Origin of the sequence: Micromonospora phytophila (assembly GCF_023656545.1) — a bacterium.
GTDB lineage: Bacteria > Actinomycetota > Actinomycetes > Mycobacteriales > Micromonosporaceae > Micromonospora > Micromonospora phytophila.
The window spans coordinates 1-12,321 of record NZ_JAMOKF010000148.1; the positions used below are offsets into that span (position 1 = coordinate 1).

The window sequence follows — 12,321 nt, forward strand, 5'->3', positions numbered from 1 at the left end:
CAGGGCGCGGACCGGGTCGCCGCGCAGCCGGCACTCCAGGGCCAGCCAGCCCCGGTAGTCGATCTCCAACAGGGTGCGCACCAGCGCTGGCCAGTCGAGGTGACCCGCGCCCGGCTGGTACCGGTTGGAGTCGCTGACCTGGACGTGCCCCAGGTACGGCGCGGCGGCGCGCAGCGCCCGGTGCACGTCGTCCTCCTCGATGTTCATGTGGAAGGTGTCCGCGACCACCCGGACCGAGGGCAGTCCGACCGTCGCGCAGAGCGCCACCGCGTCGTCGAGGCGGTTGACCATGTGGTCCTCGTACCGGTTGAGCGGTTCCAGGAACAGGACGACGCCCTCGGCGCGGGCGTGTTCGCCCAGCTCACCGAGGGCGTCGACGAGCACCTGCCGGTCGCCGGCCGGTGAGCGGGGCGGCTCGAACGGCGGCAGCCGTCGGGAGAACATCCCCCAGGCCGCCGGGGTCATCGCCCCGAGTCCGCCGAGTTCGGCGATCACGGAGAGCTGGGAGCGCAGGTTGCGCACCGCGTCGCGGGACCGCCCCGGGTCGAAGTCGCCGATGAAGTGGTCCATCTCGACGCAGACGGTGGGCATCACCACCCCGGCGGCGCGGGCCCGGCGCAGCTCGGGCAGGCGGCGGGCGAACGCGAGGTCGCCGCGACCGCGCAGCTCGATCGCGTCGTAGCCGAGCGCGGTGGCGAGGGCGTTCTTGTGGATCAGGTCGGTGCCCGGCAGGAGTTGCTCCTGACAGGCCAGTGGGATCGTCATCTAGAACCTCAGCACGACTTGGAGGACGTCACCGTCACCGCGGTCGAGCAGCGCCAGCGCGTCGGCCACCGCGCTGGCGTTGACGACGTGGCTCACCAGCGGCAGCGCGTCGACGCTGCCCTCGGCCACCAGCTCCATGAAGGTGTGTGCGACGCGGGCTCCGGTCCACCGGCCGGCCATGCCGGGTGCCGGTGTGGGGCCCGAGACCTGGGCCGCCACCAGCTGGATCCGGTTGTGGTGGAACTCCTCACCGAGGCCGAGCCCGTCGGCCTGTCCCTGGTAGAAGCCGGCGGCCACGACGCGGCCGGCGTGGGTGGTGGCCCGGATCGCCTCATGCAGCGCCGGGTACGCCCCGGACAGCTCCAGGCAGACGTCGGCGCCCCGGCCGTCGGTGGCGGCGCGCAGCACGGCGGCGGCCGAGTCGACGCCGGCGTCGACGGTGATCCGGGCGCCGAACCGGCTGGCGTGCGCCAGGCGGCTCGGCACCCGGTCCACGGCGACCACCCGGGCGCCGGAGAGCGCGGCGAGCCGGGTGGCGAGCAGGCCGATGACGCCCTGCCCGAAGATCCCGACCCAGTCGCCGAGGTGCAGGTCGGCGGCGAGCACCGCGGTGAGCGCGATGGCGCCGGGGCGGGCGAAGACCGCCGCGAGGGGGTCGAGCCCGGGCGGGAGCGGATGCACCGCGTCGGCGGCGAGGACCGCCTCGGCGCGGTGGCCCCAGATGCCCCAGACGACCTGGCCGCGCTGCCGGTCGGGCACGTCGGGCGCCACCTCGACGATCTCGCCGACCTCCTCGTAGCCGAAGCCGACCAGCGGGTACGGCACGGAGGTCTGCCGGGGGACGAACATCCGGGCGGCGTCGTCCCAGTCCTTGCTCAGCCGGGGATTGCTGCCTCGGTAGAGGGTGAGCTCGGTGCCGGCGGAGATGCCGGAGTAGCAGGTGCGCACCCGGACCTGGCCGGGGCCGAGGGGATCCAGGGGGCAGGGCTCGAGGCTGATCCGTCGGGGCCCGGCGAGAGAGACAACCCAGTTGACCATGAGTCACATCCCGGTAGCACTGGGTTCCATCGTAGACACAATATCGTTATATGTCTTGTAATTGATCAATCGAAGGCGTTGAATCCGTCATGTACCCTTCGAGAGGAGTGCCACCGATGTCAGCACCTCCGATGCGGATCCTCGCCACCACCCTGATCATGGCACTGACCGGTACCACCCTGCTGGCCTGCGGCGACGACACGCCGGACAGCGACAGCAAGCAGATAACCGTGTGGAGCCTGGAGGACGTGGCCGACCGGGTCACCGCCACCAGGGCGATCATCGCCGACTTCACCGCCAAAACCGGGATCAAGGTCGACCTGGTCACCGTCAACGAGGACCAGTTCCCCTCCCTGATCGCCTCCAGCGCCGCCGCCGGTGAGCTGCCCGACGTGGTGGGCTCGGTGTCGCTGGCCGGCATCCGGACCCTGGCCGGCAGCGAGCTGCTGCACCCCTCGGCGAATGCGGAGGTCGTCGAGAAGCTGGGGCGGCAGACGTTCTCGGCCCGGGCCCTCGAACTGACCTCCGACGACGGCAAGCAGCTCTCCGTCCCCAGTGACGGGTGGGGCCAGCTCCTCGTCTACCGCAAGGACCTCTTCGAGGCCGCCGGGCTGCCGGTTCCCGACACGTACGAGAAGATCACCAACGCAGCGCGGACCCTCAACCGCAACGGCGTCGCCGGCATCACGGCCGCCACCGCCCCCGGCGACGTCTTCACCCAGCAGACCTTCGAGCACTTGGCGCTGGCCAACAACTGCCAGCTCACCGACGACTCCGGGGCCGTGAAGCTGGACTCCCCCGAGTGCGTGGAGGCGTTCCGCTTCTACGGCGACCTGATGAGAAACCACTCGGTCAAGGGCGCGCAGGACGTCGACACCACCCGGGCCACCTACTTCGCCGGCAAGGCGGCCATGCTGATCTGGTCGCCGTTCATCCTCGACGAGCTGGCCGGGCTGCGCGCGGACGCCAAGCCGACCTGCCCGCAGTGCCAGCGGGACCCCGCCTTCCTGGAGGAGCACAGCGGCTTCGTCACCGGCATCAAGGGCCCCAACGGCACCGAACCCGCCCAGTACGGCGAGATCAGCTCGTGGGCGGTGCTCGACGGCGCCGCCGCCGACCCGGCGAGGTCCTTCCTGGAGTTCATGCTCGGCGACGGCTACCCGCGCTGGTTCGGCATGTCCCCCGAGGGGCGCTTCCCGGTCCGCAAGGGCACCGCGGAGGAGCCGGAGAAGTTCCTCACCGCCTGGAACACCAGCCCGGCCGGGGTGGACGTCAAGAAGCCCCTCGCCGAGGTCTACGACGACCAGGTCCTGGCCGACCTGCGCCGGAGCCCCGACACCTTCCAGCGCTGGGGCCTGACCCAGGGCCAGGGCAAGCTGGTCGGCGCCATCCTCGGCGAACTGCCCGTGCCCAAGGCGCTCAATGACGTGGTCTCCGGCAAGTCCGACGCGGCGGCCGCCGCCGGCCGGGCGAAGAAGGACGTGGAGGCCATCAAGGCGGGCGTCAATTGACCACCACCGCACCGGGCACCGGCCGCTCCCCCACCAGGGAGCGGCCGGCCCCGGCTCGCCGGCGCAAGCCGCTGACCCTGCGCCGCCGCGAGTCCCGCGCCGGGCTCGCGCTGGTCGCCCCGACCCTGCTGGTCACGATCGCGGTGATCGGCATCCCGATCGTCTGGACCGTCGTGCTCGCCTTCCAGCGGGTACGCCTGGCCACCCTGCGCAAGACCGGGCTCTTCGGCGAGTTCACCCTCGACAACGTCGATCGGGTGTTGAACACCCCCGGCTTCGCCGACACCCTCTGGACCACCCTCGTCTACAGCGTCGGCAGCACCGTCGGCTCCATCGCGCTCGGCCTCGTCGCGGCGCTGGTCGTCCGGCGGCCGTTCCGCGGGCGCACCCTGGTGCGGGCCTCGATGCTGCTGCCGTACGTGGCGCCGGTGGTCGCGGTCACCTTCGTCTGGCAGGTGATGCTCGACCCGCAGCTCGGCATCGTCAACGACTGGGGCCGGCGGTTCCTCGGCTGGGACGCCCCGGTGCCGTTCCTGTCCCAGGAGTCGACCGCCCTGGCCACCGTCATCGCGTTCGAGGCGTGGCGCTACTTCCCCTTCGCGTTCCTGTTCCTGCTGGCCCGGCTCCAGGCCGTACCCGGGGAACTGGAGGAGGCCGCCCTGGTCGACGGCGCCACCCCCACCCAGCGCTTCCGGCACATCCTGCTGCCGCAACTGCTGCCGGTGATCGCCCTGCTGGGCGTGCTGCGCTTCATCATGACGTTCAACAAGTTCGACGACGTCTACCTGCTCACCGGCGGGGCGGCCGGCACCGAGGTGGTCAGCGTCCGGGTCTACGAGTTCCTCACCGCGCGGACGGACATCGGCGCGGCCGCGGCGCAGGCGGTCGTGCTGGCCGTGGTGCTCGTCGTGTTCGTGCTGATCTACCTGCGCTTCTTCGGTGGACGGAGGGTCGGCTGATGGACCGCGACCGGGTCGAGACGGTGAGCCTGCGCTGGCTGCGCCGGCTGGTGATCGCCGTGTTCCTGCTGGTCACCGTCTTCCCCTTCTACTACATGCTGGTGCTCTCGCTGCGCCCCATCGAACGCCTGCTGCTCGACCCCGGCTCCCTGGTCGTGGGGCTGGGTGAGCTGACCGTCTCCACGTACACCGAGGTGTTGAAGGCCGCCGACGACGGCGGCCAGGGGTTCCTCACCTTCATGCGCAACAGCGGCCTGGTCGCCGTCACGGCGACCATCCTGACGCTGGTGGTGGCGATCCCCGGCGCGTACGCGGTCTCCCGGCTGCGGTTCTTCGGCCGCCGGCAGGTCGACTTCCTCTTCCTGGCGGTCTACCTGTTCCCGTCGATCGTCATCGCGATCCCGCTCTTCGTCGTCTTCACCCGCGCCGGGCTGCGCGGGTCGCTGTTCGGGTTGGTGCTGGTCTACATCTCGCAGACCCTGCCGGTCTCGGTCTACATGCTCAAGAACTACTTCGAGACGATCCCGGTCAGCCTGGAGGAGTCCGCCGCGATCGACGGCGCCGGCCGGCTCGGCATCATCCGCCGGGTCAGCCTGCCGCTGGCGGCCCCCTCCATCATGGCGGTGGCCCTGTACGACTTCATGATCGCCTGGAACGAGTTCCTCTTCGCCCTGCTCTTCCTGGTCGACAAGCCCGACCGGTGGACGGTCTCGCTGGGGCTGGCGCAGCTCGCCGACGGGGTGGAGGTGCCGAAGACGGTGCTGATGGCCGGTTCGGTCGTCCTCACCCTGCCCATCGTGATCCTCTTCTTCGCCGGCGAGCGGCTGCTCACCGAGGGGCTGACCAGCGGCGCCGAGAAGGGGTGAGCCGGGGCGGGGTTGTCGTGGCGCGGGCGCTGGCCAAGGATGTCCGGGTGGAAGCCACCCCCGCCACCGGCACCCCGACACCGGCGGCCCCGCCCGGCACCGCCCCGGACGACCGGAGCGTCGGCCGGCGGCTCGCCCGGCTGACCACCGAGGTCCTCGCGCCCAGCGTGCTGGTCACGGTGATGCCACTGGTGATCGCCGCGCGCGCCACCGGCAGCCTCGGCGGCCTGCTGCGCTGGGGCGGGGCCGCGCTGTTCTTCTGCGCGGTCGTCCCGATCGGCGTCATCGTGTACGGCGTACGCCGGGGCTGGCTGACCGACCGGCACATCGGCGACCACACCCAGCGGCTACGCCCGCTGGGACTCGGGCTGACCTCCGTCGCGGTCGGCATCGCGCTGCTGGCCGCCTTCGACCCGCCCCGGCTGCTGTTCGCGCTGATGGTCGCCACCCTCGTCAACGGAGCGGCGGTCACCGCGGTCAACCACTGGTGGAAGCTCAGCGTGCACGTCGCGACCGCCGCCGGCTCCGTCATCATCCTGATCCTGGTCTTCGGCGCCGCGCTGCACGCGCTCTGGCCGCTGGTCGCGGCCGTCGCCTGGTCGCGGGTACGCCTGCGCGACCACACCCTGGCCCAGGTGATCGCCGGCGCCACCGTGGGCGTCCCGCTCACCGCCGTCACCTTCCTCGCCCTGACATGACCCGCCCGCCCCGACCGGGGCCCCCGCCGCCGACCCCGCACCCGGGTCCTCCGGCCCGGCGGAGGAGATCACGTTACGGTGGCTGCATGGGGAACCCGACCCGATGGCAGACCGAGACCGGCCCGGAGCACTCCCAGTGGTACATCGACCGGTTCCGCCGGCTGGCGGCCGAGGGCGTCGACCTGGCCGGTGAGGCCCGGCTGCTGGACACCCTGGTGCCGCCCGCGTCCCGGATCCTCGACGCCGGGTGCGGCACCGGCCGGGTGGGCGCCGCGCTGGCCGCCCGGGGGCACACGGTGGTCGGGGTGGACGCCGACCCGGCGCTGGTCGAGGCCGCCCGGGCCGATCATCCCGGCCCGCGCTGGCTGGTCGCCGACCTGGCCGAACTGGACCTCGCGGCGGCCGGCGAGCCCGAGCCGTTCGACGCGGCCGTGGTCGCCGGCAACGTGATGGCCTTCGTCGCTCCCGGCACCGAGCGGGAGGTGCTCCGCCGGGTCGCCGCCCACCTGCGCCCCGACGGGGTGGTGGCAATCGGCTTCGGCACGGACCGGGGCTACCGGCTGACCGACTTCGACGCCGACGCCGACGCCGCCGGCCTGCGCCGGGAGCACCGCTTCGCCACCTGGGACCTGCGGCCCTGGCGCGAGGAGAGCGACTTCGCCGTCACCGTGCTGCGCCGCCCGCCCGACTGAGCCGACGCCGGGCCACCGGGTGCCCTTTCGGGCGTGCGCGAGGTCGGGACCTGGTCAGGCTTGCCATGCTCTGCACCGATTGGTCGAGGTCGGCCTGGGTGAGGACAGGGCGCTCGAGCCGGGTCGACAGCCATCGGCGCTGATAGTCGTTCAGGTCGTTAACGAATACAACGGCGTCAACGTTCCTACTCGAGCAGGTGGTAGCGATCTCCTCCAGCTTTCCGCGACGGATGAGGAAACGTCGCGACAGTGGAGTGGCCATCAATCTGACGCCGCCGTCGGAGACACCTCTGCGTTGAGCGAACCGGTCCAGGACCTGTCCTCCCAGCGCCGTTACCCGCGCCTCCAGGGCGTCAAGGCGGGCCGGATAGTCACGGTCCTTCGCGGAAAACAAGCCCACCAGGACTACAGAGCGGACGGCGGTCACGTGGACAGCATCCCAGGTGAGCCACATAACGCCCATGGAGATTTCGGTCGGTCCGGCAGTTGACGCGGTCCGTGCCGGGACGCTCAACGGCGACGATCACCGACTTACGAACGCCCCTCAGGCAAGGGTGGAATCGGCTGCCTTGGCGGCCCGCTCGATCTGCGCGCGTCTGGCTTCCCAGACGGCCGCGTCGCGCTGGGCGTTGGCGTACCTGGCTGCTGTCCCTGTCAGGCCGTCGAGCTGTTCGCGCAGGATGTCGGCGTGTCCGGCGTGGCGGTTCGTCTCGGTGAGCACGTGGACCAGGATGGGCGAACAGCGTGACCTGTGGGCGCGGCCACCAGGGCACGTAGCCGGACGAGTCGATGGCCAGGGCGATGATCGTCCCGTCTGAGTGCTCCCACACGCGACGGTAGCGGTCGATGATCTCCTCGCGCGTTTCGTGCTCGGTCGCCCACATCTCGGTGCCGAGCGCCTCGGCATCGTCCCAGCGGGCCAGGGGTTCGGGGAACGGCCGCCCGAAGACCTCGCCGAAGCGACGTCGCTCCCCGACCACCACCATGGACTGACTGTGAGCATGGCGGGGTCGGTTCAGCAGTGGTGAGCTGATAGCTGGCAGTGGCAGGCGTGACCCTTGGCCTGACTGGCTTTGTGCCTTTCGCGGGACTTGTCCGTCTGCTGCTGCCGGCGCCGGCCCGGCGGGAGACGTTGGCCTGATCAGGAGCTTGACCGCCAGTTAGCGGCTGGCGTGTCTCATCACAGTCCTGCCATCTCCGCACCGGACCGGACCTGTGCGTCCCCACGGTGAGGAGAGAACGCATGTCCATGCTGGCAGATCTGGTCGAGGTCGTCATCGGCGTCGACACGCACAAAGACACCCACACCGCCGCGCTGCTCGATACCCGCACCGGCGGGGTCCTGGCGCGGGTCACAGTGAACACCGACCCGGACGGCTATGCCGAACTGGTGGCCCTGGCCGAGCAACACTCGGGGCTGCGGGCCTGGGCGCTGGAGGGCTCCGGCGGCTACGGCGCCGGTCTGGCCCGGCACCTGGCCGCCGCCGGTGAGCTGGTCGTTGAGCTGGACCGTCCGCTGCGACCGGCCCGGCGGGCGGGGGCGAAGTCCGACCCGATCGACGCCGAACGCGCTGCTCGCGATGCTCTGGCCCGCACCCGCCTGGCTCAGCCGAAGACCGGCGCGCAACGCGCGGCCCTGCAGGTGCGGCTGACCGCCCGCCGTGCGGCCGTGGAAGCCAGTGCGGACGCCCAGCGGCAGCTGCACGCCATGGTGATCACCGCTCCCGAGGTGGTGCGGGCCCGCTTCCGCGGCCAGAGCACCCGCCTCATGCTCACCACCGCCACCCGACTACGCCCCACCAGCAGCGGGGATGTCGAGGTGTTCACCTGCCTGACCGTGCTGCGGGATCTCGCCCGCCGCGTCCGCTTCCTCGAAGCCGAAGCCACCGAGCACGAGAAAGCGATCCGCTCGATCGTCCGCTCCTGGCGACCGGACCTGCTGCAATTGACCGGCGTGGGACCGATCGTGGCCGCCACCGTTCTCACCGCCTGGTCCCACCCCGGGCGCTGCCGCGATGACGCCGCCTTCGCCATGCTCGCCGGCGCAGCCCCGATTCCCGCATCGTCCGGCAAGACCGTCCGCTACCGCCTCAACCGCTGCGGCGACCGCCAACTCAACCGCGCCCTGCACACCATCGTCCTGACCCGGCTGCAACGCGACGAACGCACCCGCGCCTACGCCGACCGCCGCCGCGCCCAAGGCAAAACCGACCGGGAGATCAAACGCTGCCTCAAACGCTACGTCGCCCGAGAGATCTACCGACGCCTCGAAACCGCACTCCAACCACTTGACGCGGCATAGGAGCGTCCCCAGGCGAAATCACTATGGATGATCGCTGCCGCCCGCTCACGCCGGTGCGGCGACGACCCGGGCAGCGGCGGGATCGAGCGCGGCCCCGGCCGGCACCAGGCTGACCAGTCCGGCCGGCAGCCGCACCGGCCGGACGCCGCGGTAGCCGAGCATGCCGAGCACGTCGCCGCCGGCGAGCACGTAGCGCCGGCCGAGGTCGGTGACCACGGAGATCGCGCCGCCGGACGCGCCGGGCGCCGCGACCGACTCGACGACCGCGCCCCGACCCGGTTCCACCACGACGTGGTCGGCGACCACCCCGGCCCCGGCCGCCGGGGTCGCGGTGCGCGGCGCGGCGGCGGGGTCGGGCAGCCGTACGCCGAGCCGAACCTCGGTCACACCGCCGTCGTCGCCCACCCGGGTGCAGAGCCCCGCACCGCCGTCCGGGGCGACCAACCGGGGCGGCACCGTCGGCGGGGCGGTGGGCCCGGTCGGGGCGAGGTCGGGCAGCTTGGACAGCTCGGCGAAGCGCCCGAGGGTGATCGGCGACGGCTCGCCCTGGCCCGTCCGGGCGAGCAGCAGGCTGGCCTGCAATTCGGTGATGCCGGCCAGCCCGTCGCGCAGCGCGACCGCGTACTGCCGCTCGCCGCCGGAGTTGCGGACCAGGTAGACGTCGCCGACCCGCGCCCCGGACACCTCCGCGGAGCGTTCCCCCTCGTCGGGCAGGGCGAGCGGAGCCAGGTCGGCGCCCGCGGGCAGGGTGTTGAGCAGGGCCGGGGCCACCGGAGCGGCCCGGGCGCGGGTGGCCGCCAGCGCGGCGAGCACCCGGTTGGGGTCGCGGACGAGGTAGCGGCGCTGGTGCCAGACCAGGTGCAGGGCGCCGTCGGGGTGGCGCAGCAGCAGCGCGTCCTCGCCCAGGGCCTGGCCGCCGCCGGCCTCGACGCCGATCAGCAGCGCCGAGCGGGGCGTCGGCCGGTTGGCCTCGGGGGCGGTCACCGAGCAGACCGTCCACGGCGCGGTGGAGAGCCGGCCGGGGGCGGGCAGGGAGTCGGGCGCGTCGGCGATGCCCAGCGGCAGCCCGCGCGGCACCCCGTCGATGGAGCGGCGGGAGACCAGCACGGTCTTGGGCCGCTCCGCGCCGATGATCAGCAGCGCGGAGGCGTAGTTGAGCACGGGATGCAGCTTCTGCTCCCGGTAGACGAACCGGGCGCCCGACTCCTTCTCCACGATCACCGCGCCCGCGTCGCGCCACTTGCTGCCGCCCCCGGCGAAGAGGCCGTAGAGGGCGAAGCCGCCCAGGCCGATGGCTGCCACCAGGACGCTGGCCAGGCCGGCGCCGGCCAACCGCCGGAAGGGCGACTGCGCCGGGTCGGTCTCGCGCATCACCAGGGCGGCGACCGCCCGCTGGACGGTGAACTGGTACGAGTGCAGCTGGTCCTGCCGCGACGGCATGGGATCCCTTCCGGTGGGGCGGTCGGGGCACAGGATAAGCGTTCCGTCGATGTCCCGAGGACCCTGCGTCGCCGGGCGGAACGCCGGCGGAGTCCGGCGCCCGGACCCCGGGGCTGGGCGGCAGGACCGGGGAGCCGACGGGGCCAGCGGGGCCGAGTGGCCGATCGGGTACCCCCGGGGGTATCGTCGGCAGCGGAGGTGAGATCGGATGAAGCTCCGACCCGAAATGACGGCCGACGCCCTGACCCGGCTCAAGCGGGCCCGTGGGCAGCTCAACGCCGTGATCGAGATGATCGAGACCGGCCAGGACTGCCGTGAGACCCTGACCCAGCTGGCCGCGGTCTCCAAGGCCATGGACCGGGCCGGCTACAAGCTCATCGCCTCCGGCATGCGGCACTGCAACGCCGCCCGGGAGCGCGGCGAGCAGCCCGAGATGACCGAGGAGGAGCTGGAGAAGCTCTTCCTCGCCCTGTCCTGAGCACGTTCTGACCCCGTTCCCGGCCTGACCTCGCCGGGAACGGGTAGTCCGCCCGCGACGCGGGCGGACGTCTGCCCACCATATACCCCCGGGGGTATGTAGTCGAAGGGAGCACGGCAGTGACCGTCCAGGTCTCCGTCATCACCACCTCGTCGCTGGGCGACCGCAGCTACCTGGCCGACGACGGCGAGGTCGCGGTGGTCGTCGACCCACAGCGTGACATCGACCGGATCATGGCCCTCGCCGGGCGGCGGGGCGTCCGGATCACCCACGTGGTCGAGACACACCTGCACAACGACTACGTCTCCGGCGGCCGCCAACTGGCGCAGCTGACCGGCGCGCACTACCTTCTCGCCGGCGCCGACCAGGTCGCCTTCGACCGGGTCGCGGTGGCCGACGGCGACGTGGCGCCGGTCTCCGACCGGATGCGGCTGCGCGCGGTCGGCACCCCCGGGCACACCTTCCACCACCTGTCGTACGTGCTCGACGCCGCCGACGAGGGGGGCTGGACGCCGCTGGGGGCGTTCACCGGCGGATCGCTGCTCTTCGGTACCACCGGCCGCACCGACCTGCTGGGCCAACAGCACGCGCACGAGCTGGCCCACCACCAGCACGCCTCGGCACGCCGGCTGGCCGAGCTGCTGCCCGACGGCGCGGAGGTCTGGCCCACCCACGGCTTCGGCAGCTTCTGCTCGGCCAGCCAGGCCGACGCGCCCGAGTCGACCATCGGCCGGGAAAAGCAGGTCAACCCGGTGCTCCGGCTGGCCGCCGACGAGTTCGTCACCGAGACCCTCGGCGGGCTGGACGCCTACCCCGCGTACTACGCCCACATGGGGGTGGCCAACGCCGCCGGCCCCGCCCCGCTGGACCTCAGTCCGGTCACCCGGGCCGACGCCGGGCAACTGCGCGACCGGATCGCCGCCGGGCAGTGGGTGGTCGACCTGCGCAACCGCAAGGCGTACGCGACCTCGCACCTCGCCGGCACGGTCAGCCTGGGTCTGGACGGACCGATGGCGACCTGGCTGGGCTGGCTGATCGACTGGGGCGTGCCGATCACCCTGCTGGCGGAGACGCCCGAGCAGATCGCCGACGCCCAGCGCGAGCTGACCCGGATCGGCATCGACCGGCCGGCCGCCGCCGCGACTGGCTCGCCCAGCGGGTGGGCCGCCGATCCGGAGCAGCTGCGGGGCCTGCCGACCACCGACTTCGCCGCACTGGCCGCCGCCCGTGCGGGGCGCACCCCGCACGGGCTGCCGGACCCGGACGTGGTGCTCGACGTACGGATGACCAACGAGTGGCGGGCCGGGCACGTGCCGGACGCCGTGCACGTGCCCCTGCCGGACCTGCCCGGCCGCCTCGCCGAGGTACCGGCCGGCACGATCTGGGTGCACTGCGGATCCGGCTACCGGGCCACCGCCGCGGCCTCCCTGCTGGCCAATGCCGGGCGGCGGGTCGTGGTGATCGACGACAGGTTCGCCGAAGCGGCGGCGGCCGGCGTCAGCATGACCGGTGCCGCCTGAGCGTCCCCGACCGGGCGGTCGGCCGCGACCCCGGCCGCCCACCCCCCCTGCC

General features: G+C 72.6%; 13 protein-coding genes and 1 pseudogene. 8 read left to right on the forward strand and 6 right to left on the reverse strand.

Annotation, left to right across the window (positions count from 1 at the left end; translation table 11 throughout):
* The coding region (locus NCC78_RS18060; protein WP_250795801.1) for a sugar phosphate isomerase/epimerase family protein at nucleotides 1–765 on the reverse strand (765 nt) is incomplete at its 3' end.
* A complete protein-coding gene (locus tag NCC78_RS18065; RefSeq protein WP_250795802.1) occupies nucleotides 766–1,803 on the reverse strand; it encodes a zinc-binding dehydrogenase in 1,038 nt (345 codons plus the stop codon).
* Nucleotides 1,804–1,919: 116 nt separating this feature from the next.
* Between NCC78_RS18065 and NCC78_RS18070 the strand changes: the two genes are divergently transcribed.
* From NCC78_RS18070 to NCC78_RS18090, 5 genes are all read left to right on the forward strand, one after another.
* Nucleotides 1,920–3,314, forward strand: a complete 1,395-nt coding sequence (locus tag NCC78_RS18070) for an ABC transporter substrate-binding protein (RefSeq protein WP_250795803.1) — start codon at nucleotides 1,920–1,922, stop codon at nucleotides 3,312–3,314.
* A complete protein-coding gene (locus tag NCC78_RS18075; protein WP_250795805.1) occupies nucleotides 3,311–4,273 on the forward strand; it encodes a carbohydrate ABC transporter permease in 963 nt (320 codons plus the stop codon). Before NCC78_RS18070 ends, NCC78_RS18075 begins: the two co-directional genes overlap by 4 nt.
* Nucleotides 4,273–5,139 (forward strand): carbohydrate ABC transporter permease, encoded by an 867-nt coding sequence (locus tag NCC78_RS18080; RefSeq protein WP_250795807.1) that lies wholly within the window; start codon nucleotides 4,273–4,275, stop codon nucleotides 5,137–5,139. Before NCC78_RS18075 ends, NCC78_RS18080 begins: the two co-directional genes overlap by 1 nt.
* Nucleotides 5,140–5,186: 47 nt before the next feature.
* A complete protein-coding gene (locus NCC78_RS18085; protein WP_250795809.1) occupies nucleotides 5,187–5,837 on the forward strand; it encodes a phosphatase PAP2 family protein in 651 nt (216 codons plus the stop codon).
* Nucleotides 5,838–5,923: 86 nt separating this feature from the next.
* Entirely contained in the window at nucleotides 5,924–6,529 is a 606-nt protein-coding gene (locus NCC78_RS18090; RefSeq protein WP_250795810.1) for a class I SAM-dependent methyltransferase, read from the forward strand.
* On the opposite strand, the gene NCC78_RS32560 is transcribed toward NCC78_RS18090, so the two are convergent.
* The 3 genes and pseudogenes from NCC78_RS32560 to NCC78_RS32230 all read right to left on the reverse strand — a co-directional run.
* A complete protein-coding gene (locus NCC78_RS32560) occupies nucleotides 6,501–6,992 on the reverse strand; it encodes an HflX-like GTP-binding protein (RefSeq protein ID WP_372495153.1) in 492 nt (163 codons plus the stop codon). The genes NCC78_RS18090 and NCC78_RS32560 overlap by 29 nt on opposite strands.
* Before the next feature lie 81 nt (nucleotides 6,993–7,073).
* Nucleotides 7,074–7,250: a mycothiol transferase gene (locus tag NCC78_RS32225; RefSeq protein ID WP_372495154.1), complete on the reverse strand. Its 177-nt coding sequence runs from the start codon at nucleotides 7,248–7,250 to the stop codon at nucleotides 7,074–7,076.
* A gap of 82 nt (nucleotides 7,251–7,332) precedes the next feature.
* A pseudogene (locus NCC78_RS32230) lies at nucleotides 7,333–7,515 on the reverse strand (type I restriction endonuclease subunit M); the annotation flags it as partial.
* A 257-nt stretch (nucleotides 7,516–7,772) separates the two neighbouring features.
* Between NCC78_RS32230 and NCC78_RS18100 the strand changes: the two are divergent.
* Nucleotides 7,773–8,831, forward strand: coding sequence for an IS110 family RNA-guided transposase (locus tag NCC78_RS18100; protein ID WP_250795811.1), 1,059 nt, complete (start codon nucleotides 7,773–7,775; stop codon nucleotides 8,829–8,831).
* Between the two features lie 45 nt (nucleotides 8,832–8,876).
* On the opposite strand, the gene eccB is transcribed toward NCC78_RS18100, so the two are convergent.
* Nucleotides 8,877–10,271 (reverse strand): type VII secretion protein EccB, encoded by a 1,395-nt coding sequence (eccB, locus tag NCC78_RS18105; protein ID WP_250795812.1) that lies wholly within the window; start codon nucleotides 10,269–10,271, stop codon nucleotides 8,877–8,879.
* Nucleotides 10,272–10,479: 208 nt separating this feature from the next.
* Between eccB and NCC78_RS18110 the strand changes: the two genes are divergently transcribed.
* Both NCC78_RS18110 and NCC78_RS18115 read left to right on the forward strand, forming a co-directional pair.
* The gene (locus NCC78_RS18110) at nucleotides 10,480–10,749 is read left to right on the forward strand and encodes a metal-sensitive transcriptional regulator (protein ID WP_250795813.1); all 270 of its coding nucleotides are present in this window, start codon (nucleotides 10,480–10,482) and stop codon (nucleotides 10,747–10,749) included.
* 119 nt (nucleotides 10,750–10,868) lie between these two features.
* On the forward strand, nucleotides 10,869–12,269 hold the full coding sequence (locus tag NCC78_RS18115; protein ID WP_250795814.1) for an MBL fold metallo-hydrolase: 1,401 nt from the start codon (nucleotides 10,869–10,871) through the stop codon (nucleotides 12,267–12,269).
* Nucleotides 12,270–12,321 lie beyond the last annotated feature (52 nt).

Excerpts from the sequence above, each read along its gene's own strand:
- NCC78_RS18065 (WP_250795802.1), bottom strand. The coding sequence starts at position 1,803 with ATGGTCAACTGGGTTGTCTCTCTCGCCGGGCCCCGACGGATCAGCCTC.
- NCC78_RS18070 (WP_250795803.1), top strand. The coding sequence starts at position 1,920 with ATGTCAGCACCTCCGATGCGGATCCTCGCCACCACCCTGATCATGGCA.
- NCC78_RS18080 (WP_250795807.1), top strand. The coding sequence starts at position 4,273 with ATGGACCGCGACCGGGTCGAGACGGTGAGCCTGCGCTGGCTGCGCCGG.
- NCC78_RS18090 (WP_250795810.1), top strand. The coding sequence starts at position 5,924 with ATGGGGAACCCGACCCGATGGCAGACCGAGACCGGCCCGGAGCACTCC.
- NCC78_RS32560 (WP_372495153.1), bottom strand. The coding sequence starts at position 6,992 with ATGGGCGTTATGTGGCTCACCTGGGATGCTGTCCACGTGACCGCCGTC.
- NCC78_RS18100 (WP_250795811.1), top strand. The coding sequence starts at position 7,773 with ATGTCCATGCTGGCAGATCTGGTCGAGGTCGTCATCGGCGTCGACACG.
- eccB (WP_250795812.1), bottom strand. The coding sequence starts at position 10,271 with ATGCCGTCGCGGCAGGACCAGCTGCACTCGTACCAGTTCACCGTCCAG.
- NCC78_RS18110 (WP_250795813.1), top strand. The coding sequence starts at position 10,480 with ATGAAGCTCCGACCCGAAATGACGGCCGACGCCCTGACCCGGCTCAAG.